Source organism: Verrucomicrobiia bacterium, from assembly GCA_036268055.1.
Lineage (GTDB): Bacteria > Verrucomicrobiota > Verrucomicrobiia > Limisphaerales > Pedosphaeraceae > DATAUW01.
On sequence record DATAUW010000010.1, the window covers coordinates 13352 to 36440 of the forward strand.

Sequence of the window (23089 nt, forward strand, 5' to 3'; positions counted from 1 at the left end):
GTTGTCCAATTCAAGAAAACAAAAAATGAACCAACCTATTCCTTATTTTGATTTGCCGGCTCAACTGCGTCCGTTACGCAAGGAACTTGATGCCGTGATCGCCAAAACCCTGGATAATTGCAGCTTTTGTCTGGGACCCGACGTTGCGCAGTTCGAACGCGATTTTGCCGTGTATTGCGGGGCGCAGCACGCCGTCGGCTTCAACAGCGGCACGTCCGCGTTGCACGTTGCGATGCTGCTGCTCAACATCAGGCCGGGCGATGAAGTGATCACCACGCCGTTTACTTTCGTGGCGACGAGTTGGGCGATTTCCTACGTCGGCGCAAAACCGGTTTACGTGGATATCGAAGACCAGACGTTCAATCTCGATCCCAAGCTGGTCGAAAAAGCGATCACGCCGCGGACCAAGGCGATCGTGCCGGTGCATCTTTACGGCCAGCCGTGCGATCTGGATCCCTTGCTGGAAATTTGCCGCAAACACAAGTTGCCGCTGGTGGAAGACGCCGCGCAAGCTCACGGCGCGAAGTATCGCGGAAAAGTCGTCGGCACATTTGGCGCCATGTCCGAATTCAGTTTTTATCCCGGCAAAAACCTCGGTGCTGCCGGCGAGGGCGGGGCGCTCGTGACCAACGATGCCGCCTACGCCGCGCGCGCGAAGTCGTTGCGCGAACATGGTTCCACGCAACGCTATTACCACGACGAAGTGGGCTTCAACTATCGCATGGAAGGCATCCAGGGCGCGGTGCTCGGTGTAAAACTCAAGCATCTCGACAAATGGACCCACGAACGCCGGCGCGTGGCGCACCGCTATCACGAATTGTTGAAAGACACGCCGCTGCAATTACCGCTCGAAGCGGACTATGCCGAAAGCGTTTATCACGTTTACGCCGTGCGCCACCCGCGCCGGGACGATTTGAAGAAGCATCTCGATGAGAATCAGGTCGGTTGCGGTCTGCATTACCCGCTGCCGCTGCATCTCCAGAAGTGCTATAGCAATTTGGGCTATAAAGCGGGCGATTTCCCGGTGTCCGAGAAGGCCGCGCGCGAATGTCTGAGTCTTCCTATGTTCCCGGACCTGACCGAAGAGCAAATTCAGCGGGTCGTAAGCGTCATAAAGACGTTTTTTAAGGGTTAAGAGCGGCGATTTTTTGACAAAAAACCTTCAAACAGGCTTGGCCGAAATAACGGCCAAGCCTGTTTTGATTTTAATTTTAAATAGCTATCAATCAATAACTAATAAGACTTCTGTGCCTTCTCGAAACCTGGATCAAAAAGCGTCGGTAAGCCGTTGGACGAGGGGAATTCCTTACAAGTCAAAATCCATGCGTAACTATCCTGAATATAGTAATTTAAGCGGTTGGGGTGCGATTTTGAAGTTAGGAACGTCGGTTTTCTTTACGGTTTTGGAGCTTAGAAATGAGTCTGTCCAGAAATCAATATAATTTATAACGTGTTTAGTTAAAGCATATTATAAAAATAGTATTCCCTTGAAAAATACTTGGTATGGCATGTGCTGAATGTCCAGTGTCGAAGAGAATATAATAATTCAAAAAACAAAAACTATGAAGCAATGGATTAAACTTACTGTTCCGGCGGTTGCGATGGCACTGGCTGGATTTACTGCGAGCGCGAACGACATCACTGGCACGGTCAATATCGGCGGTTCCGTGGATTTCAATTCTACGGATTTGACGATGGCGACGATGGCCTCGTTTCCCACCGCAGGCCTTGTGGTCTCCGGAACCGATTCTTTTGCAACTGCCTTTGGCGCTTCGGTTACTTTTAAATCGTTCACGTTCCTTCCGCTGCCTCAGCCGGCCACTCCGATTGACAGCATCTGGTCTTTCACCTCGGGTGGTTTGACCTATGCCTTCAATCTCGTGAGCATCGCCGACGCCGGTGTGACTGGTCCTATGGGCGGCCCTGTGACTGCTGGCCAAGCTGAATTCCTTCAGATTGACGGCAGCGGCACCTTGGACATCACCGGACCTGGCAGCACGTTTGACGAGACTCCCGCTAGCTGGAGCTTCTCCGTCACCCAAGCTGCTGGTGCTGCCCAGACCACGTTCACGTTCGCATTCTCGGACTCGAACAACTCCCTGCCTGACGGCGGCATGACGGTTATGATGCTCGGCGCGGCTTTGACCGGCCTCGGCTTCATCAAGCGCAAGCTCGCCTAATTAGGCGCGATATTCTCTTCGAAATTTAAGGGCAGGAATAATATTCCTGCCCTTTTTCTTTTTTTCTTCTTCCTTCGCAATACCCGGGGCCTCATTGTCTAAATTAATTCCATTGTCAGGTCGAGAAGCCGGCTTTGACCAGGGTAAAGTTGCCAACTCAGGTTAGCTTCTCCGTGAAGCCTCTGCCGTTCTGTAGCGTTTCCACAAATGGTGAGGTGGGGCGAGTTTCCTCAGAGCAACATCATCTCGGAATCTCAACGAGATTCTGGCCCAAAGCCCAAGGGTACGCCGTTCATCGGCGCGCTGCATCACCAACTCTCCGGGATAGCCTCTTTCGATGCCAGCTGATCGGATCACGCTTTTGCCAGCTCGAAGTTCCACCATTAAAAATTTCGTCTCAAGCCAGAGGGGATGCGTTACGTGAAGCGGGAGCGGCTGCCTAATCAGCAAAGTTTTTTCACACCAGCCGGGATAATAATATATGCTCGACAAAATTCCTTGTGGAGGCAAATCATTCTGTTTGGAGAATCCTCCAATTTTTTATACCTGCGGACGTTCATTTATAATCGTCGGACTTTTTTACATTTAAGTTACGGATTTACATCCGTGATGAATTCATAAATGAGAATTAAGTTTGTGTTATGGATGGCGTAATTTATTATGTATTAATCATTTACGTATGCTTATAATTCATCTGCTTACGTCCGTAACCTTCGCCATCCAAATTCGCATTGTTAATCAGAGAACGGCGTCGGTTTTCTTTACAATTCCAACTTTTTTATCAAGGCTGAGAAAAATATTTATTGACTTATAATTCATTTATTTGTAATAAGTTACGTATCCACGAATAAGGTGCAGGAGGGGTGGTATGGCTAATGCTGAAAGTAATTTGTTGCCAAAGCCTTTAGCTATAACAGGCAACAGAAAACGAACATGAGTATGAAAAAGAGCATCACAGCGGTCGCTGCAAGTCTTATCGCCCTCGCCACCGCGAGCGCTGATCCCATCTCGGGCAGTATTGCCTTTACCGGGGGAGTCACTTTGGATACCCAAGATGCGGGTACTGCCATCAAGGTCATGCAATGGACGAGTGCGACGGGTCCGGGCATGCCTACCGTATTGAGTGACACAGGAAGCTTCGCGGCATTCGTGGCGCCTGGAACGGCTGCCGCTTTTAACCCGGCGTGGCTGTTTGATACCACTTCGCAAGTCAATAATTTTTGGTCGGTAGGCGGATTTGTTTTCAATCTTGTTTCGTCCCAGATCACTTCCCAAAAGGTCGGCGTGGGCGTGACGGTTTCCGGCATGGGTTTCATCACTGGACCTGCGGGTTCGGGTTTGGATTCTACTCCGGGCACGTGGACCTTTTCCGCGACGGATCCGGCCACGGGCATGTTCGATGAAAATACTCCTATCTTCACTTTTCAAGGGTTGACTCCGGCCCCGGACGGCGGCATGACGTTGGTACTCCTTGGCGCTTCGCTTTCTGGCCTCGCATTGGCCAAACGCAAAATCAAAGCCTGATCCGGTACAATATTTTTTAATCAATCAAGGGCAAGGATTTTTCCTTGCCCCTTTTTTTGGCGTGAATCAGGAAGTTCCTTTGCGGTTTTAAGCAGTTTCGAGGGTAGCAAGAAGTTCATCTGAATTTTCATTGCAAAAACCGCACCATGAGTTACGCCTATTTGGTGAAAAATATTTTTGTTATTCTTCTTATCCTTTTGGGATTGAGCTTATCGCCCCTGCCGGCTTTTGCCTGGGGTTCTGCGGGCCACATGATGATCGCGGCCGAGGCTTACCGGAATCTTTCGCCTGAGTTGAAGGCGCAAGTGTTTGAGGTTTTGAAAAGCCATCCTGATTTCGCGAAATGGACCAACGCTTATCATCCCAATGCCAATGTGGAACTGGCCGCGTATGTCTTTATGCGCAGCAGCACCTGGCCGGATGAAATTCGCCGCGACGGAAGCAAATATGACCATCCCGACTGGCACTTCATGGATTATCCGTTGCGGCCTCCGCTGTTCCCGCTCGAGCCGGATGCCAAAACCAATGACGACGTGCTCTACGGCATTGCGTACTGTGAAGCGATCGTGAGCAACCCCAACGCGGACAAGGAATCGCGCGCCGCTTATTTATCCTACTTGATCCATTTGATCGGAGACTTGCACCAGCCGCTGCACTGCGCTTCGTTTTTTGGCGAGGCCTATCCCGAAGGCGACCGTGGCGGAAACGATTTTTATGTAAAACCGTCCATCAAGGGAGTTCGCCTGCACGGAATTTGGGACAGCTTGCTGGGAAGTGCAATGAGTTCACAGATCCAGTGGAAATACGCCATCACCATCGCAACGGAATTTCCGCGGTCCGGACTGCCTGAACTGGCGGCGCACACGACTCCAAAATCGTGGAGCCTGGAAAGCCGTGAACTTGCCATCGAGAAAGGTTATTTGCGCGGCAAATTAAAAGGCAGCACGAATGCCGAAACCGCGCCGAGCCTGCCCGAGGGTTACACGGCGGCGGCCAAGATTGTAGCCGAACGGCAAGCGGCCCTGGCCGGTTACCGGCTGGCAGATGAGATCCAAAAATATCTCAAACTGGATCACCCCGTTCCATTGCTGCCGGCAAATACAGTTCCGGCTTCGCTCGCGCACGTGGGGAAAATTGGGACTGCGGAGGCCAGCCATTACTACGACGAAACGATGGTGGTTACGGGCAAGGTCGTTGATGTCAGCATTCGAGCCAATGTTGCCCTGCTAAATCTGGACAAGCCTTATCCCGATTCGCCATTTACGGTGGCGATATTCGCGGAGAGCATGGATCAATTTGGCGATTTGAATCGTTTCAAAAATCACGATGTGGAACTCAGCGGCACGATCACGGAATATCACGGCAAACCAGAAATGATTTTGGATTCTCCATCTGAAATCAAAATCACGGATGGGAAATGAAGTCGATGATTTCTAAGGCGATCAACGGCAGGGCGAGCGTAATCGCGAGCCTCATTTAAATTCCCGCATTAATCTTCAATCGCGACCAACAAATTAATTGGGGCTCGCGAGTACGCTCGCCCCTCCCGTTGGCTCAGGGCTTGATTCCGATCACTCGATAATAGAGTCCGCCGGTCGTGCCCAGAGTTCCCGTGACCGTCGTAGTAGTGTTCGACGCGAGCACGGCCGAACCAAAATTCGTCCAGTCAGAAACTCCCGGAGCGGAGTTGGACTGTAATTGATAAGTAATTCCCGGCAGCGAATTCCAACTGAAAGAGAGCGTCGAGTTATTGGCTGCCAGACTAATGGTGATTGGCGGTACGGAACCATCTACCAAAGCGAGCTTGAAGATCGTGCCCGGACTGTTGGTGCCGACGCCGGAAGTGGTTGTTCCAAAGAGATCGCTGCTTGGAGTGACGACCAGAGCGCTGCGAGGAACGGCGCCAGCGGCGCCATTGCTGTCACCAAAGGAAACGACCTGGCTAAGCACGAAGTTAGTGGTGAGATGATAGAGCGTGCCCATATTATTATTCGTGCCGCCGTTCAGGGTTGTGCCGTAAAAGCTGCCATCGGCCGCCTGGGTCAGCGGGCCGTAAGGCGTCGCGATGATATTCGTGTCACTCGTGCCGTTGAAAGCGGCCAGCGTTGTGAAACCAGTGCCATTCGTGCTAATGCGGAAAATACTGCCGAAACCATTCGAGCTGCCTTGTGAAGTCGTTCCGTAGAGATTGTTATCGGTCCCTTGGATGACGCCGCTGTAAGGACTGCCGCCAAAGTTGGCACCATCGAATATGAAAAGATTTGTGATTACGCCGTTGGTCGTGATGCGGAAGATCGTGCCATTCTGGTTCGACCCGCCAAAGTAAGTCGTGCCATAAAGACTGCCGTCCTTGCCGAAAGTCAGCATGCCGTAGGGGCTCGAACCGTTCGTACTGTTGAATGAGAGAATCGTTTTGAATGCGCCATTGGTGGTCAGTTGATAAACCGTGCCATTATTTCCATTCGTGCCGCCGATAGATGTCGTCCCGTAAAAGCTGCCGTCCACCGGGCTTTGCACAAGCCCGCTTTGAGGCAGGGAACCATTGGTGCCATTAAAAGTAACCAGGGTGGTCATCACAGTGTTGGTCGTTATCTTAAAAATTGTGCCATCGGAGTTGGATCCGCCTTGAGAAGTGACGCCATAAAAGACTCCGTCCGCACCCTCCGAAAACCCGACTGGCAATGAACCATTGGTGCCGTTGAATGAAAACAAGCTGTGAAACCTGCCGGTTTTATTTAACTCGAAGATTGTGCCCAGACTCCCATTCGTGCCGCCAAAAAGCGTGGTCCCATATAAATTGCCGTCCGACGCGAGGAACATCGAATTGGGATATGATCCATTCGTGCCGTTAAAAACAAAAGCCGTTGAGAAAGAGGATGCGGTAGCCACCGGAGTCGCAGCCAGCGCAAGCATCAAGCCAGCAACAGCAAAAACGCGGCGAATAAGCGGAAGCGACCTAAAGCCCGCTATGAAAGTTAAAACGGCCCGACTGCGGCTGAGACTGGTTATATTATTCATTATTAGATATTTGCGCGTCTGCAATTTTTGGACCGCATCCGAGGACAATACCACGCGCGCAGGATATTTTCCATCGGCTGAATCAGCAGCATCCATGCCCTTCGCACTTTTGGAACGGGTTTTCGGGCACGGTTGCAAAGCGGACTCTCGGGAAAAAATAATGACGCAACTCGTTATAATAAAACAAATTGCGTTTTTAAAAGTTCAGTCTCGTTTTTAAGAAATTCTCCCTTCCGCAATCAACCCGACGCGTTGGCGGGACAAGTACGGACAACAAAAACCGTCTCAAAATCACCCTCTTGCCGTGCTTTTGAGGCGAAGCCTTGCGGCGCGGCTCAAGCCTTTTTTCGAACCTCGTTCACCCACGGCTGGTTTGCCAGATACCATTGCACCGTCTCGCGGATGCCCGTTTCAAACGTATGCGCCGGAACCCAGCCGAGTTCGTTTTTGATTTTGGCCGCATCAATAGCATAGCGACGGTCGTGCCCAAGGCGGTCTTTGACGAAAGTAATAAGCTGTCGGGAATTGCCGCCGCTCTGTGGTGACAACTCGTCAATCAAATCGCAAATCAAATGCACGATGTGAATGTTCGCCCATTCATTATGCCCGCCGATATTATAAGTTTCGCCATTTTTGCCGCCAGTAAGCACTTGCCAAAGCGCCTCGGCATGGTCGCGCACATAAAGCCAGTCGCGGATGTTCATGCCATCGCCGTAAACGGGAATCGCCTTGCGCGCGAGCACGCTCTGAATGACGACGGGAATCAGCTTCTCAGGAAATTGCAGCGGCCCATAATTATTCGAGCAATTCGTGATCACGACCGGCAGGCCATAAGTGTGATGATACGCGCGCACGAGCAAATCGCTGGAGGCTTTGCTGGCAGAGTAGGGGGAGTTGGGCGCGTAAGGCGTGGTCTCCGTAAAAAATCCCGTCGCACCAAGGCTGCCGTAAACTTCATCCGTCGAAACGTGATGAAAACGATTTCCGGCGGGCGCTTTGCTGGAATCCTTAAGCCACGCTGCGCGGCACGCCTCGAGCAAATGAAACGTGCCGACGATATTCGTGTGCACAAAATCACCAGGGCCGGTGATGGAACGATCCACGTGCGATTCCGCCGCGAGGTGCATGACGTTCGTCACCGAATATTTTTCGACGACCTGCAACACGGCCGGCTTGTCGCGCAAATCTATTTTCTCGAAAACGTATTTTGGATGGCGCGAAACTTTTTCAAGGTTCGCGAGGTGCCCCGCATAAGTCAGGCAATCCAAATTGATCAGCCGCGTGATTTCCGGCCGCTCGATGATGTGATGAATGAGGTTGGAGCCGATGAAACCCGCGCCGCCAGTGATTAAAAGATTCATGATTAATTTTCGCGCCGCCAATTCATCAGGGAATCATCGAGCGCCTCATCCACCGGGCGAATCTTTACGCCCGCGCCCAGAAGTTTCGCGGCATCCATCACGCAATTCGAGCGCGGGGTTTTGGCGGCGACGCGATAAAACTCCTCATCGCTTTCCCAAAATTCAAAATGCCGCGCCGGTTTCAAAATGCGCTCCACTTTTTCCACGACCTGGCGCGTGGTGACAAAGCCAGGATTGGTCACATTATAAATGCCAAAGGGCGCGCGCAGTTTCCACAAATCCAGGCACGCCTTCACGAAATCGGCGCGATGCGAAATGGAATTCACATTGTCATAGACTTTCGGGTAACGCTGGACTTTCGAGAGATAATTGCGCGCATTATCCACTTCATCGAAGGGAATGCGCAGGCGCCATACATAGCCTTGCCCGATGCCATGAATCGCTTCTTCACCGAGCGCTTTTGTACCGCTGTAAAAACTGCATGGCGGACGGCGAAAAGAAAAGTTCGGTTCGTCTGTTTCCGTGAAACCCAGAATCGCCGAAGGATTTTTTGCGGCCAGATCTTTTAGTTCCGGACGCGTCAAATCTTTTTCCACAGTGAGATGGCCATTGCGATTCACCTTTGCGCCCGCAAAAATGCAGCCTGACGAAACATGTCCCCACGGTGTATTGGTGGCCTCGCAAGCGTGTGCGATGGTTGCGGGGAGGAGCGTATTTCCCTGAAGCGTGTCGGCCTGCGCGGTTTCACAGGCATCCACGTTAGGTTTGCCGGTATAGCCGGCGGCATTCACGAGGAACGCCGGGCGCGCCGAGCGCAAATATTCCAGCAGCACATCAAAGCGCGTGTAATCAACGTCGCGGCGCGAAAGCGCGGTGAAGGCTTGATTCCGTTGCCGCAACTCGCGGGCAAACGCTTCGCCGATGTAACCCGTCGCACCTAAAAGCAAAATCATAAAATCAAAATCGTCTAATTCTTCAAACGCTTCGCCTCGGCGACCAACTCGATCAAATAATCGCGATATTCGCAATTTGGAATTTTGGCATTCAGTTTATCCAATTCCTCAAGCGAAATAAAATTTTTGCGAAATGCCGCTTCCTCTGGGCAACCGATTTTTATGCCCTGCCGCTTTTCAATCGTTTGCACATACGCCGAGGCTTCGTGCAAGCTGCTGCTCGTGCCCGCGTCCAGCCACGCGAACCCGCGGTCCAGCCGCGACACGCGCAATTTCCCGCGCCGCAAATATTCCACGTTCACCGCCGTAATCTCCAATTCACCTCGCGCCGAGGGCTTCAATGCTTTGGCGATGGCCACGACGTCGTTATCATATACGTAAAGTCCCGGAACCGCATAATTGCTGCGTGGCTTCTGTGGCTTTTCCTCAATGGAAATCGCCTTGCCCGCGGCATCGAATTCCACCACGCCGTAGCGTTCGGGGTCGTGGACATGATAACCGAAAATCGTCGCACCGCTGCGGAACTCCGTGAATGCGCGATGAAAACCATCGCCGCCGTAAAAAATATTATCGCCCAGGATCAGCGTCACATCATCCTTGCCGATGAAGGATTCCGCAATGAGAAATGCCTGCGCGATGCCTTCCGGTTTGGACTGCTCGCGATATTCAATCGTGAGCCCCCAGTTTTTGCCATCGCCGAGCAGTTGCCGGAAGCGCGGCAAATCATGAGGCGTCGAAATGAGGCAGAACTCGCGCACGCCGCCCTCAATCAGCGTTGTGAGCGGATAATAAACCATCGGTTTGTCATAAACCGGCTGGAGTTGTTTGCTCGCCACCAGGGTCAAAGGAAACAAGCGCGAACCTGCGCCGCCTGCGAGGATGATGCCTTTCATGTCCGCGAAAGCTAAACCGCGTTGGCAAAAATGAAAAGAAAAAGTTGAATTTGACCCTCGCAAAATATAGCCCTTCGCAAAAACAGCCCGCCATAAAGATACAAATAACATAAAAAGTTGAAGAAAAGTGCATCCTTAACTGAATCGAAAATCGTTCTTCGTTAAATAAGTGAATAGGATCGGCAAAATGCCGGTGCGTTTGGAAAGAAAGTGCCGTTTTTGCGTGATTTTTCTATGGTTTTAAGTTACAGGTTGGGCTCGACGCCATTTGTGTTCAAATTGGTGGAAAGGTAACGCATATATATATATGACCGACGCGAGCAACGCCGCGATCCTGGCCCTTATCGCCGCCTTCATTGGCGGGGCTATGGCATTGGGCGCGGCCAGCCAGGCCCGGCGCTCGTTGAGCCACTGGACGTTTGTCGTCGGCATGCTTTTGCTCGCCGGCGAAAGCGGGTTCAGTTGCCTCGGTCTATTCGCCGGGCAAAACGGCAATCTTGCGGGAGTAGTCCATTGGCAAATCTGGCAGGACTTTTTCACCTCACTTCTGCCGGGCGTTTGGTTGTTCTTCAGCCTTATCTATGCGCGCGGCAATTCCCGCGAATTTTTAAAGTATTGGAGATATACCCTGATTGCGGCGCTGGTTCTCCCCGCCGGCCTGGCTGTTGGTCTTCGCGAAGGATTGTTGGTGGCCGTACAGGTGAAAGAGAAGTTGACGCTGGGCTGGTCAAATGCCGGCATGCTGCTGCATCTTTGTGTGCTGCTCAGTTCCGTGCTGGTCCTGATGAATCTGGAGCGTACCTTCCGCGCGACCGTCGGCATGATGCGCTGGCGAATCAAGTTCATGGTGCTTGGCCTCGGCGCGCTTTTTCTCGCGCGGATTTACACCAGCAGCCAGATACTTTTATTTCATCATCTGGATCCCTCACTCGACGGCGTGAATGCCGGCGCGTTGCTGGTCGGCTGTTTTTTGATCCTGCGCTCGCTGATGCGCTCCGGCCATTTCGACGTCAATGTTTATCCCTCGCATTCGGTCATCCACAATTCACTGATTCTTTTGCTTGGCGGTGTGTATCTGCTGGTGGTCGGATTGCTGGCCAACATCGCGCGCCTCTTCGGCGGCAATACTTCCGTGACACTTTCCGCATTCGTGCTGCTGGTCGGGTTGGTATTGCTGACGGTGGTGTTGTTGTCCGACCGGGTGCGGCTTTACTCCAAGCGTTTTGTCAGCCGCCATTTTCAACGGCCGATGTACGATTACCGCACGGTGTGGCGGCGCTTCACTGAATGCACGACGTCGCGAATGGACCAGATGGAACTGTGCCGCGCGACGGTGAAATTGGTGGCTGAAATTTTTCAACTGCTTTCCGTCAGCATCTGGCTCGTAGATGAAAAAAAGACAGACCTAATTTTCGCCGCTTCGACTTCACTTTCGGACAGCCACGGCGCGGAATTAACACCGCCGAGCATCGCGGCACTGGAAATCCTGACTGCGCTTCGAGACCATCCTGAGCCAATAGATATCAATGTTTCAAAAGAGACTTGGGCGGCGACCTTGCGGAACTGCCATCCCGATGAATTTCACAAGGGTGGGGGACGCATCTGCGTGCCAATGATCGTGGGCGGTGATGTGCTGGGCTTCATGACGCTCGGCGATCGCATCGGCGGGTTGCCGTTCATTCATCAGGACCTGGATTTGCTCAAATGCGTAGGCGATCAGGTCGCCGCGAGCCTGCGCAATCTGCAACTCTCTGGAAAATTATTGCAGGTGAAAGAACTGGAAGCGTTTCAAACCATGTCCGCTTTTTTCGTGCATGATTTGAAAAATACCGCTTCGACCCTTGGCCTGATGCTCAAGAATCTGCCGATTCATTTCAACGACCCGGCGTTTCGTGAAGACGCCTTGCGCGGCGTCGCCAAGACCGTCACGCATATTAATAATCTCATTAGCCGGTTAAGCCTCCTGCGGCACGGTTTGGAAATTCGCCGCGCCGAAGCCGATTTGAATGACGTCGTCAACAAGGCTCTCGCCGCGCACAAGGGCACAATCGAAGTGGAAGTGCTCAAAGACTTCCAGCCGCTGCCAAAAATTTCGATTGATCCCGAGCAGGTGAACAAGGTCATCACCAATCTCGTGCTCAACGCGACCGAGGCGGTCTCGAAGCAGGGCCAGGTGCGCATCCAGACCAGCCGTGTAAACGGTTGGGCGGTGCTCGCCGTGGCCGACAATGGCTGCGGCATGAGCCCGGAGTTTTTGAATCGCTCGCTCTTTCGTCCGTTTCAGACTACGAAGAAAGCCGGACTTGGTATTGGCATGTTTCAGAGCAAAATGATTATCGAAGCCCACGGTGGGCGGATCGAAGTGGAAAGCCAGCCCGGCAAAGGCACCACCTTTCGTGTGCTGCTGCCCATGAATTTAAAATAAATGAACCCAAAATTACTGATTGTTGACGACGACGAGGAAATCCGCACGCAGATGAAATGGGCGCTGGCGCAGGATTACGAAATCCTGCTGGCCCAGGACCGGCCGAGCGCGCTTGAGCAATTCCGCGCCGCGCATCCGGCAGTCGTGCTGCTTGATCTCGGCCTGCCTCCGCATCCCGGCAATCCCGAGGAAGGGCTCGCCACATTGTCCGAGTTGCTCGCGGCGGACGTGTCCACGAAGGTGGTCATCGTCAGCGGACAGGGTGAAAAAGAAAATGCGTTGCGGGCGATTGGTTCGGGTGCGTACGATTTTTTGGGCAAGCCGGTGGACGTCGAGGAATTGAAATTATTGCTTCGCCGCTGCTTTCACGTCGCGCATCTCGAAAAAGAGTATCGCGCCATGCAGCGCCTGATGCAGGGTTCGGGATTCGAGGGGATGATCGGCAACAGCACGCGGATGCAGAATGCTTTTGACTCGATCCGCAAAGTCGCCACGGCGGACGCGCCGGTGCTCATCCTCGGCGAGAGCGGCACGGGCAAGGAACTCGCGGCTCAGGCCATACATCGCAAGAGCAATCGCAAGGACGGCCCGTTCATCGCGATTAATTGCAGCGCGATTCCCGAAACGCTGCTCGAGAGCGAATTGTTCGGTCACGAGAAGGGCGCGTTCACCGGCGCAACCGGTCAAGTGAAGGGGCGCATTGAGACCGCGAATGGGGGCACGTTGTTCCTCGACGAAATTGGGGAAATCCCATTGCCGATCCAGGTGAAGCTGTTGCGCTTTCTTCAGCAGAAAACCATCGAGCGCGTTGGCGGCCGTGCCGAGATCACGATTGATGCGCGCGTCGTCGCGGCGACGAATGCGGATTTAAAAAAAGGCATGACCGACGGCACGTTTCGTGAGGATTTGTTTTATCGCCTCGCGGTCATCCAGATCGTGCTGCCGCCGTTGCGTTCGCGCGAAACGGACATTCAGCTTCTTGCGCAATCGTTCCTCCAGCGGTTCGCCGCGGTGAACAACAAGTCCGGCCTCGTGTTCGGGCAGGAAGCCCTGCGCGCGATCAACCAGCACAAGTGGCCGGGCAACGTGCGCGAATTGGAAAACCGCGTCCGCCGCGCTGTGATCATGGCTGAGGGCAAACGTCTCACCGTCGCTGATCTGGAATTGTCTGATGTGCTGACTGCGCCGCAGGCGTCCACGCTCAAGGATGCGCGCGAAGGTTTGGAACGAAATATGATCCAACAATCCTTGCGCAAACACGGCGGCAAGATCACGCCAGTGGCCGCCGAGTTGGGCATCAGCCGTCCGACGCTTTACGAGTTGATGGATAAACTGGGGATTGTGCGCGAGGCGAAAGAGGCTTCATAAATCCCAAGTGCTAGGCCAAGGCGCGTAATTATTATGACCGTTTGCGCAACTGGTGAAATAAGAGTGTAAATGCAGCGATGGCACCGAGCGCAGTTGTGGATGGCTCAGGTGTGAATGTTATGCCTTGGAACATTCCGGGGCCTACGAGCGACGGTGGAGATGGAGGAGGGTTATTGCCAATACCATTTGGATTGGCAGCGGTAATGCTAAAAACAGGTGCTGATGAAAGCAAAGTGGAAAATTGAAGGGCATTGGCTAACGTGGTTGCGGCGTTGTTCCAAGCCACAATATCAATCCATGCGTTCGCGCCCCCAGTAATACCGGTCAGTGAAATGATGTCGGGAGTTGCGGAAAACCCGCCGGGTATAGTTGAAATTGGCACGACACTTGTGCCTTGCCAATTACCCCCGGCGAATAAAACAGAAATGGGGGCAAGGCCACCAGTATTTGGTTGATAAAACAGTTCTACTTCGTAACCGGAATTTACCGGAACGGGTGATCCTGGGGTGAGTTGGATAAGACTTGAGCTGTCGTTATTATAATCAATGCGTCCCTGAGAATGAGCTTCCACACAAAACAACAGTGTTACTGCAATAAAGATTAGTGTTCTTATCCGCTCTTTCATTTTATTTGTTGGTGATTCCGCCTCTCCACAACAAAGGACTCGATTCCTTTTTTGTGTGCTGGAGGACATAAACAATTTTGAATTTCAAAGTCAATAATTAATAAAGTGCGATCCGCCAGGTTCGAATTTTCGGACCGCCAAAAATTATCCGCTTGCCGCCTACGATCTGGAATTGTCCGATGTGCTGACTGCGCCACAGGCGTCCACGCTCAAGGATGCGCGCGAAGGTTTGGAACGGAATATGATCCAACAATCCTTGCGCAAACACGGCGGTAAAATTACGCCAGTGGCGGCCGAGTAGGGCATCAGCCGCCCGACGCTTTATGAATTGATGGATAAATTGGGAATCGTGCGCGAGGCGAAGGAAGCATCGTAGGTCAAAGAATGTCTGTCTGCGGCGTAAAACAAACCTGCGGCATTGATTAATAGGCAGAGGCTGATTATTTGGTGGCTTTGCGAGTCATTCCAAAGAGAGCCACTGCACAAAGTCCCCCAAGTGCGAGTGTAGAGGGTTCAGGCGTGACGAACACCATGCCCTGAAAGCCCAAAACCAGACCGGTGAATTTATCCGGCCCGGAAGTAAGAGGGGGAACGGTTGGCGGTTCGGCCACTGGGTTTCCAGTGAGGATATTAAATACGGAAGAGAAAGCAAAAAGAGTTGAGGAAGCTTCTGCATTTGCAAGAGACTGCTGCCCGTTGTTCCACCCAACGATTTCAATCCACGCGTTGGCGCCCGGTGCCACGCCTGTCAAAGATTGAACTCCCCCCAAAAAGATTCCTGGGATCGGTGTGCCGACGTCGAGGACCTTGGTTCCCTGCCATGCTCCCAACGAAAGTGAGCCATCAATGGGGGTTGGGGCAGCGCCGCCATTGTTGGGTTGATAAAACATTTCCACCTCAAATCCGCCACCAGTGGGGGCAGGAACCAAACCCCTGCCCTGAGTGACTTGGACATAGGAATTTTCAGTATTGCCATAGGCAACATACCCTGAGGTGCCTTGGGCATGAAGATTAAGGGCAATTAGAAGACTGAGACTGGCTAATACGAAACTTTGTGTTTTCACGATTCATCCTTTCTTTAATTCGATAGGAAGACCCTCCATAAAAAGGAACTCTCCATGGTTTGTTCGAATGGACGCACATTAGCGAAATCCATTTACGAGGTCAATATTTTTTATGTTGTAATTTTTTTTGATGAAAGGGTCAAGGGATGTTTGCGACCGGTTTTCAACGACATTGTAATTTGTCCATTGCCCCCCTTGGTGGAAGTTGATTTAATCCGCGCGCAACTTTTTTTGGAATTTCGCGCGGCCACATTTGACGTTTGGAGGATTGGTCGCTACTGTGGAAGTAATTCCAGAAATCATGTCCGGACGTTGAAAGGCGATTGTGGCTGAGAAAGACGATTATTTAGTTGATATCCTGACGGACCTTGGGTTCGTCTCCCCCGACCAGGTGGCAACCCTTCGCGCCGAGGCGGCTTCCGCCGGCGTGGGTGTGGTGGACTTGATGCTGGCGAATAAACTTGTTCGCCCGGCGGACGTTGCCCAGGCCAAGGCCGCGCATTTCGGCGCTGAAGTCGTCAACCTCGCCGATCTCAAGCTTACCGATGATGTCATCGGCCTGATTCGCCGCGACATCGCCAAGAAATATCGCGCCGTTCCCATCGCGCAGCACGGCAGTACTATTACCGTCGCGGTCAGCGATCCTTCTGATCTGGATACGCTGGACACGCTGCATCATCTTTTACGCGCCGACATCGAATTGCGCGTGACCAGTGAGGAAGACCTTGAGAACGCGCTCAATAAATATTACGGCGGCAAGGCCCAGATATTGGATCCGCGCATGCAGCAAACGATTCAGGAAATCACTGAGTCGGAAGTCGCCGTGGCCGTTGAAAATGACACGGGCGCGGTGGTCGAGGCGGATGCCCCGCTTATCAAGCTCGTGAACAGCTTGATCGTGGAGGCTTTCAAATTGCGCGCTTCGGATATTCACCTGGAACCGATGTCGCGGACATTCCGTGTGCGCTACCGCATTGACGGTGTGCTCAAGGAAATGAAGAGCCCACCCAAACGACTCCAGCCTTCGATCATCAGCCGCCTTAAAATCCAGTCGAACATGTCCATCGCCGAACGGCGCATCCCGCAGGACGGCCGTATCCAATCGAATGTCGGCGCCAAGACGATTGATTTGCGCGTGTCGTGCCTGCCTACGAACCACGGCGAAAGCATCGTCATGCGTATTCTGGACAAGGAAGGCCTGAAACTCGGCTTGCCGGATTTGGGATTTTTCACTGACGACCAGCAGACGTTCGAGAAACTCATTGCGTTGCCCGACGGCATCCTGCTCGTGACCGGTCCGACCGGTTCCGGCAAGACCACCACGCTTTATTCCTGCCTACACTTCATCAATCGTCCCGACCGCAAGATCATCACGGTCGAAGATCCGGTGGAATATGTGCTCGCGGGCATTAATCAAGTGCAGGTCAATGAATCGGTCGGATTGTCATTCTCAATGGCATTGCGTTCCATCCTGCGTCAGGCGCCGAACGTGATCATGCTGGGAGAAATTCGCGATCTTGAAACGGCGACCATCGCCATCAACGCCTCGCTGACCGGTCATTTGGTGTTCTCCACGCTTCACACCAACGACGCCCCCAGCGCCGTGACGCGTTTGATTGACATCGGCGTGAAACCTTTCTTGGTCGCATCCTCGACGCGCGCGCTCATGGCGCAACGCCTCGTCCGTAAAATTTGCAAACGCTGTACCGCGCCCTATACTCCGTCGGAAACCGAATTGCGTTCCGTGGGCATTGACCCGAACAACATCCCGGCGGGCGCCACCTTCATGATGGGCAAGGGTTGTGATAACTGCAACGGCTCCGGCTATCGCGGCCGTTTCGGCGTGTTCGAGATATTCGTCATTGATGACGAAGCCCGCAAATTGATTTACGATCGTGTGCCGTCCTCGGTGTTGCGCGTTCGCGCGCGGGAAATGGGCATGCGGACGTTGCGCGAAGACGGCATCCGCAAAGTCCTGGCTGGCATGACCACGGCGGAGGAAGTCGTTCGCTCCACCACGGCGGATGATTGAAAGATTTAAGCGGTACAAGGAATGACAATTAAGCTTTATTAACTCCCGCCGTGCGTCTAAAACTCTCGCCCAGCATGCAGAACCCATAATCGAAAGCATATGTCGTATTCAATGTCCGACCTTTTGCAGTTGGTGGTGTCCGAAGGCTCCTCCGACTTGCACGTCCGTGTAGGCGTTCCGCCGGTCATCCGTGTCCACGGTATTTTGCATCGTGTGGAAGGGCCCATTCTTCAACCCGAGGATACCGAGGAATTGATGCGCAGCATCACATCGGAAGACCATATCCAGCACGTGCGCGAGCGCGGCGGCGCGGACTTCGGTTTTGCTTTCGGCGAACTCGCCCGTTTCCGTGTCAGCGTGTTCAAAGAAAAGGGCAACTTTGGCATGGTCTTGCGCCAGATTCCGACCAAGCTGTTGCGGCTCGAAGACATCGGCCTGCCGCCTTCCGTGCGCGAACTGCTTTACAAACCGCGCGGTCTTTGCCTGGTCACCGGCCCGACCGGTTCCGGCAAAAGTACCACGCTTGCTTCGATGATCAATATCATCAATGAAGAACGCGACGAGGCGCACATCATCACCATCGAGGACCCGATCGAGTTTTATCACAAGCACAAGAAGGCGATCGTCACCCAGCGCGAAATCGGTGTGGATGTACCGAGTTTTGCCGAAGCCTTGCGCCGCGCATTGCGCCAGGATCCCGACATCATTCTGGTCGGTGAAATGCGCGACCTTGAAACCATTGACGCCGCCGTGACCGCAGCTGAAACGGGTCACTTGGTGTTCGGCACGCTGCATACCACCGGCGCGGCCAAGACGATTGACCGTCTCGTCAACGCGTTTCCGACGAACCAGCAGGAACAAATCCGCATCCAGCTTTCCACAGTGTTGCAGGCGGTGATCTCGCAGTTGCTGATTCCGCGCATTGACAAGCCGGGCCGCGTGGCGGTGTTCGAGATCATGATCAATACGCCCTCCGTCGCCGCGCTGATCCGCGACAATAAAACTTTCCGTTTGAATTCCGACATCCAAACCGGCGCGAAGTACGGCATGGTGACGCTCGACGGCTTTCTCATCGAAAAATATCTGGCCGGCATGATCGCACGCGAGGAAGTCATCACCAAGGCGCAGGATCCGCTGACTATCCAGCAAAAATTGCAGGAACTCGAACTGGCGCAAGCCATGAACATCGAACCCGAAAAACCTAAATCCTGATTATGGCTGATCCTATTTCCAATCCGCTGCTCGAACTGGTCCGCGAAAAGGGACTGGTTGACGACTTGCAGTACGAGGAAGTGTCGGAAGAGATGCAGCGCAGCGCGAAGTCGCCCATCCAGATTCTCCAAGACTTCGGCATTCTCGATCTTGATTCCATTTTGCAGATGGTGGCTGAATATCTCGGCACTGAAGTCGTGACCTTGCGCGACCGCGAATTCCCGCCGGAATTGCTCGCGGCGATCCCCGGCAACACCGCGCGGATGTACGGCTGCCTGCCAGTCGAGTTAAACGGCAATTCGCTTCAAGTCGCTTTTGTTGATCCGCTGAACCCCGAGCGCGCTTCCGAACTCGGCTTCGTCATCCGCAAGGAAATCGTGCCGGTGGTCGCCGAACCTTCGCAAGTGGAGAAAGCCATCGAAAGGCTTTACGGCGCCGAGACCGAGAGCGTATCCGACATGTTAAAGGAACTCGGCAGCGACAAGGAGATCGCTGAGGAAGCCAAGCAGGCGGGCAGTGACTCCTCCATCCTGATTGATATCGCGAATGAAGTGCCCATCGTGCGCTTCGTGAATCTGATTTTGTTCCAGGCCGTGCAGGACCGCGCGAGCGATATTCACTTCGAGCCGTTTGAAGATGAGTTCAAGATTCGTTATCGCGTGGACGGCGCGCTTTACGAAATGGCCCCGCCGCCCAAGCATCTCGCGCTGCCCGTCGTGTCCCGCATCAAGGTCATGGCGAACCTGAATATCTCCGAGCGCCGCGTGCCGCAGGACGGCCGCATCAGTTTGACCATGGGCAACAAGGGCATTGATCTGCGTGTTTCCACTCTCCCGACACAGTTTGGCGAATCGGTCGTGTTACGCGTGCTGGATCGTTCGGCGGTGAACCTGGAAATCGAATCGCTCGGCTTTCCGAAATACCTGCACGAATACGTTACTGAGGTCATCCAGCGGCCCAACGGTATTTTCATCGTGACCGGCCCGACCGGTTGCGGCAAGACCACCACGCTTTATTCCTGCCTGCGCCGGGTCAATACGATTGACTCCAAATTGCTCACCGCCGAAGACCCGGTTGAGTATGACATCGAGGGCATCATGCAGGTCGCCATCAATGAAGGCGCCGGCATGACGTTCAGCAAGGCGCTGCGGTCGTTCCTGCGCCAGGACCCGGACGTGATCATGGTCGGGGAAATGCGCGATTTGGAAACGGCACAAATCGCGATCCAGGCATCGCTGACGGGTCACTTGGTCATGAGCACGCTGCATACAAACGATGCCCCCGGGGCCGTCACCCGTCTGGTGGATATGGGCGTGGAACCGTTTTTGATTTCCTCCACGCTCATGGGTGTGCTCGCGCAACGCCTCATCCGTACCACTTGCAAAAAATGCCGCACGCCGTTCGAGCCAACCGAGAGCCAGCTTTCGCTGCTCAATCTTTCACCGCATGACATCGGCGACAAAGTGTTTTACTACGGGCGCGGCTGCTCGGTTTGCAATGACACTGGCTACAAGGGCCGCCGCGGAATTTTTGAATTGCTGAATTTGAATGACGTGATCCGCAATTTGATCAATGAACGCGCGCCCACCGTCGTGCTGCGGCAAAAGGCGGTCGAGTTGGGAATGATTACCTTGCGCGAGGATGGTCTGCGTGCTATTTTTGACGGAGATACAACCATCGAAGAAGTGGTGAAATACACTTAGTCACAAAGCCGGGATTCGTTATGCCTAAATACAGTTACGTCGCCATGGATTCACGGGGCAAGGAGACCAAGGGAACCCTGGAAGTCGCCAATCAAAACGAGGCCATTTCACGCGTGAAGGAAATGGGTTTTTTCCCCACCAAAATCGTCGAAGCCGACAAGGAAAAAGTTGATAAGAAAGCCGCCGGTAAAGGCAAGCCCGCTGCGAAGCCCGGGGTCAAGGGCAAGAAAAAGGGGATGGACATCAACATCAAGATCCCCTTCCTTAGCGGCCGTGTTAAGTCCAAAGTCCTCACTACTTTCACCCGCCAGCTTGCGACGCTGGTGGACGCCGGTCTGCCGTTGTTGCGCGGCTTGCGCGTTTTGGAAAAGCAGGAAAAGAACGTCGTGCTGAAGGGGATCATCGCGCAACTCGCGGCTTCCATTGAAGGCGGCAGTACCTTCTCCGAAGGTTTGGCGCAGCATCCCAAGGTTTTCAATCGCCTTTACATCAACATGGTGAAGGCCGGTGAGTTGGGCGGCGTGCTGGAAGTCGTACTCAATCGTCTTTCCGAGTTCATGGAAAAGGCGCAGAAGATCAAAGGAAAAGTCATCGCCGCCATGTTTTATCCGGTGGCCGTGCTCATCGTCGCGGTCATCATCATGGCCGTGCTGATGGTGTATGTCATCCCGCAATTCAAGAGCGTGTTTGAGGGCATGTTGAACGGCCAGCAGTTGCCGGCCTTCACCCGTTTTGTCCTGGCAATTTCCGATACCATCAAAGACCACTTCCTTTATACCATCGCGCTCCTGGTGGTGGTGGTCATCTTATTTATGGTTTCCATCCGCACGAAGCTTGGCCGGCGCATCTTTGACAAGGTGAAACTGAAGATGCCCGTGTTCGGCCCGGTGATTAGCAAGGTCGCCATCTCGCGTTTCACGCGCACGCTCGGCACGCTCGTGAGTAGTGGTGTGCCGATTTTGCAGGCGCTGACCATCGTCAAGGAAACTTCCGGCAATGTCATCGTCGGCGCGGCGGTCGGCGCGGTGCATGAAAGCGTCAAGGAAGGCGAAACCATCACGGCGCCCTTGGAAGCTTCCAACGTATTTCCCCCGATGGTGATCAGTATGGTGGACGTCGGCGAGCAGACGGGCGCCTTGCCGGAAATGTTGCTGAAGATCGCGGATAATTACGACGAAGAAGTGGATAATGCCGTCGCGGCCATGACCTCACTCCTGGAACCGATCATGATCGTGTTCCTGGCCATAGTTGTCGGTAGTATCGTTATCGCGATGTTCCTGCCACTGATCGCCCTCATGAATGGTGTGGATGCCGTCGGTCCGAAGGGCGACAAGGATTAAGTTAGGTTTGGAATTTTCAAGGCGCGTCTGAGGAAATCAGGCGCGCCTTTTTTGGTTTTGAATCTCTTTGGATCACATTTTTTATTCCGTTTGCCTGGTTTAGAGTGAAGCAAAGATACCGATACTTTCCTTGCTGGATCGGCAGGAAATATGATATGTTAGCAGTCAACTGCTGCAGAAGGCAGTCAGAAAAATCCTATTTATGGAAGTAACCGTCGAGTTGCCGGATGACATTGCCCTGACTCTTGGAAACGTCGGCGAAATACCGCGCAAGATGTTGGAAGCATTCGCCGCTGAGGCATATCGGGAGCAACGGCTTTCCCGGCATCAGTTAAGTCGGCTTTTGGGACAAGACTACTGGCAGACAGAAGAATTTCTTACCCGTCACGAAGCGAAACGTCCGTTTACGCTTGCAGATTTGCAAGTTGACCGCGATTCACTCGCATCACTTCCGGAGAAATGATTCTCGTCGTCGCAGATACCGGTCCTATCTGTTACTTGATTCTCATTGAAGCCATTGAATTTCTTCCCCGACTCTATGACCGTGTCATCATACCGAGCGCCGTGTTCGCAGAATTGACTCATCCCAAGGCCCCATTGGCAGTCAAAAACTGGGCTGACGCATTGCCTTCATGGGCCGAGGTTCGAACCGCCGCCCACGCCGAATTGGACCACCTCCTTGATCCGGCGAAGCCGAGGCAATCATTCTGGCGGAGCAACTTCAGGCGGCTTCGCTTTTGTTGGATGAAATGGAAGCCCGGCGGGAGGCGCTGCGGCGTGGCTTGCCGGTCGCTGGAACTATTGGCGTATTGGAAAAAGCGGCCGAACGGAATCTCGTCAGCCTTCCAGAAGCATTTTCACGGCTTGCTCACACTAATTTTCATATCGCTCCCGAAGTTCTCCAACAAGCTTTACAGCGGGCCGCCGCAAAACAGAGGAGGTAATAGGACTTTCGGCACATCCCACATTACACCCGGCCAAACAAAATCTTGCACTAATCCACTTTTCCATTTGACAAGCGTCATTCTCACGCGTAAATACATTGTAATTACATTGTGTGGGCGACTAAACCCGAGGAATTTTAGATAATTGATTTTTTGTTTATGGAATTTGACTGGAACAATCCACCGTTCAAGGCCGATGGCTCTCCGACCAGTCAGGAGATTGAGGAATCGTTTGAAGATCCCTTTGCCATCAAGTTACTGCCCGATTCGCCCCGGTTTTCCGTCCAGGCGCGGTTTTTCAATTTGGGAATGTCCGCTGGCGGCAATGCCGTGTTCAGTGTTTATCGAACGAATGGCAAGCACGTTCGCGTCATCCATGCTCGGGGCATGGAGCCGGAGGAGCGTTTTTTTTATCAACGGAAACTGAACCAGACTTTGGCGCATTAA

19 protein-coding genes are annotated in these 23089 nt (G+C 53.2%); 13 read left to right on the plus strand and 6 right to left on the minus strand.

From position 1 onward, the window contains the following. The first annotated feature begins 25 nt into the window (after window positions 1–25). The 5 genes from VH413_03975 (at window position 26) to VH413_03995 (ending at window position 5125) form a co-directional block, all read left to right on the plus strand. Window positions 26–1135: a DegT/DnrJ/EryC1/StrS family aminotransferase gene (locus tag VH413_03975; protein ID HEX3797836.1), complete on the plus strand. Its 1110-nt coding sequence runs from the start codon at window positions 26–28 to the stop codon at window positions 1133–1135. Between the two features lie 13 nt (window positions 1136–1148). Next, entirely contained in the window at window positions 1149–1442 is a 294-nt protein-coding gene (locus VH413_03980) for a hypothetical protein (GenBank protein HEX3797837.1), read from the plus strand. A 120-nt stretch (window positions 1443–1562) separates the two neighbouring features. Beyond that, window positions 1563–2180, plus strand: coding sequence for a hypothetical protein (locus VH413_03985; protein ID HEX3797838.1), 618 nt, complete (start codon window positions 1563–1565; stop codon window positions 2178–2180). 939 nt (window positions 2181–3119) lie between these two features. Further along, window positions 3120–3704, plus strand: coding sequence for a hypothetical protein (locus VH413_03990; protein HEX3797839.1), 585 nt, complete (start codon window positions 3120–3122; stop codon window positions 3702–3704). A gap of 146 nt (window positions 3705–3850) precedes the next feature. Further along, window positions 3851–5125: a S1/P1 nuclease gene (locus tag VH413_03995; GenBank protein HEX3797840.1), complete on the plus strand. Its 1275-nt coding sequence runs from the start codon at window positions 3851–3853 to the stop codon at window positions 5123–5125. A gap of 133 nt (window positions 5126–5258) precedes the next feature. Here the strand turns inward: VH413_03995 and VH413_04000 are convergent, their stop codons facing one another. The 4 genes from VH413_04000 to rfbA all read right to left on the minus strand — a co-directional run bounded on the left by VH413_04000 (window position 5259) and on the right by rfbA (window position 9929). Next, window positions 5259–6593 carry a choice-of-anchor tandem repeat GloVer-containing protein gene (locus VH413_04000; GenBank protein ID HEX3797841.1) on the minus strand — a complete coding sequence of 445 codons (1335 nt, stop codon included), beginning with the start codon at window positions 6591–6593 and terminating at the stop codon, window positions 5259–5261. Window positions 6594–7057: 464 nt separating this feature from the next. Beyond that, window positions 7058–8083 carry a dTDP-glucose 4,6-dehydratase gene (rfbB, locus tag VH413_04005; protein ID HEX3797842.1) on the minus strand — a complete coding sequence of 342 codons (1026 nt, stop codon included), beginning with the start codon at window positions 8081–8083 and terminating at the stop codon, window positions 7058–7060. A gap of 2 nt (window positions 8084–8085) precedes the next feature. Then, window positions 8086–9036: a sugar nucleotide-binding protein gene (locus VH413_04010; GenBank protein ID HEX3797843.1), complete on the minus strand. Its 951-nt coding sequence runs from the start codon at window positions 9034–9036 to the stop codon at window positions 8086–8088. A 14-nt stretch (window positions 9037–9050) separates the two neighbouring features. Then, on the minus strand, window positions 9051–9929 hold the full coding sequence (gene rfbA, locus VH413_04015; GenBank protein HEX3797844.1) for a glucose-1-phosphate thymidylyltransferase RfbA: 879 nt from the start codon (window positions 9927–9929) through the stop codon (window positions 9051–9053). Between the two features lie 307 nt (window positions 9930–10236). Here rfbA and prsK point away from each other — a divergent pair, with 307 nt between their 5' ends. Then, window positions 10237–12354, plus strand: coding sequence for an XrtA/PEP-CTERM system histidine kinase PrsK (gene prsK / locus VH413_04020; GenBank protein ID HEX3797845.1), 2118 nt, complete (start codon window positions 10237–10239; stop codon window positions 12352–12354). After that, window positions 12355–13722 (plus strand): PEP-CTERM-box response regulator transcription factor, encoded by a 1368-nt coding sequence (prsR, locus tag VH413_04025; GenBank protein ID HEX3797846.1) that lies wholly within the window; start codon window positions 12355–12357, stop codon window positions 13720–13722. A 31-nt stretch (window positions 13723–13753) separates the two neighbouring features. Here prsR and VH413_04030 read toward each other — a convergent pair whose 3' ends face one another. Together VH413_04030 and VH413_04035 are read right to left on the minus strand one after the other, a co-directional pair. Then, a complete protein-coding gene (locus tag VH413_04030; GenBank protein ID HEX3797847.1) occupies window positions 13754–14416 on the minus strand; it encodes a hypothetical protein in 663 nt (220 codons plus the stop codon). Window positions 14417–14787: 371 nt separating this feature from the next. Then, window positions 14788–15411 carry a hypothetical protein gene (locus VH413_04035; protein ID HEX3797848.1) on the minus strand — a complete coding sequence of 208 codons (624 nt, stop codon included), beginning with the start codon at window positions 15409–15411 and terminating at the stop codon, window positions 14788–14790. Between the two features lie 325 nt (window positions 15412–15736). Here VH413_04035 and VH413_04040 point away from each other — a divergent pair, with 325 nt between their 5' ends. The 6 genes from VH413_04040 to VH413_04065 all read left to right on the plus strand — a co-directional run bounded on the left by VH413_04040 (window position 15737) and on the right by VH413_04065 (window position 23089). Next, a complete protein-coding gene (locus tag VH413_04040; protein ID HEX3797849.1) occupies window positions 15737–17443 on the plus strand; it encodes an ATPase, T2SS/T4P/T4SS family in 1707 nt (568 codons plus the stop codon). 99 nt (window positions 17444–17542) lie between these two features. After that, window positions 17543–18655 (plus strand): type IV pilus twitching motility protein PilT, encoded by a 1113-nt coding sequence (locus VH413_04045; GenBank protein HEX3797850.1) that lies wholly within the window; start codon window positions 17543–17545, stop codon window positions 18653–18655. A gap of 2 nt (window positions 18656–18657) precedes the next feature. Then, entirely contained in the window at window positions 18658–20358 is a 1701-nt protein-coding gene (locus VH413_04050; protein HEX3797851.1) for a GspE/PulE family protein, read from the plus strand. A 20-nt stretch (window positions 20359–20378) separates the two neighbouring features. After that, on the plus strand, window positions 20379–21698 hold the full coding sequence (locus tag VH413_04055) for a type II secretion system F family protein (protein ID HEX3797852.1): 1320 nt from the start codon (window positions 20379–20381) through the stop codon (window positions 21696–21698). Window positions 21699–21900: 202 nt separating this feature from the next. After that, entirely contained in the window at window positions 21901–22161 is a 261-nt protein-coding gene (locus tag VH413_04060; protein HEX3797853.1) for a UPF0175 family protein, read from the plus strand. A 640-nt stretch (window positions 22162–22801) separates the two neighbouring features. After that, the gene (locus tag VH413_04065) at window positions 22802–23089 is read left to right on the plus strand and encodes a hypothetical protein (GenBank protein HEX3797854.1); all 288 of its coding nucleotides are present in this window, start codon (window positions 22802–22804) and stop codon (window positions 23087–23089) included.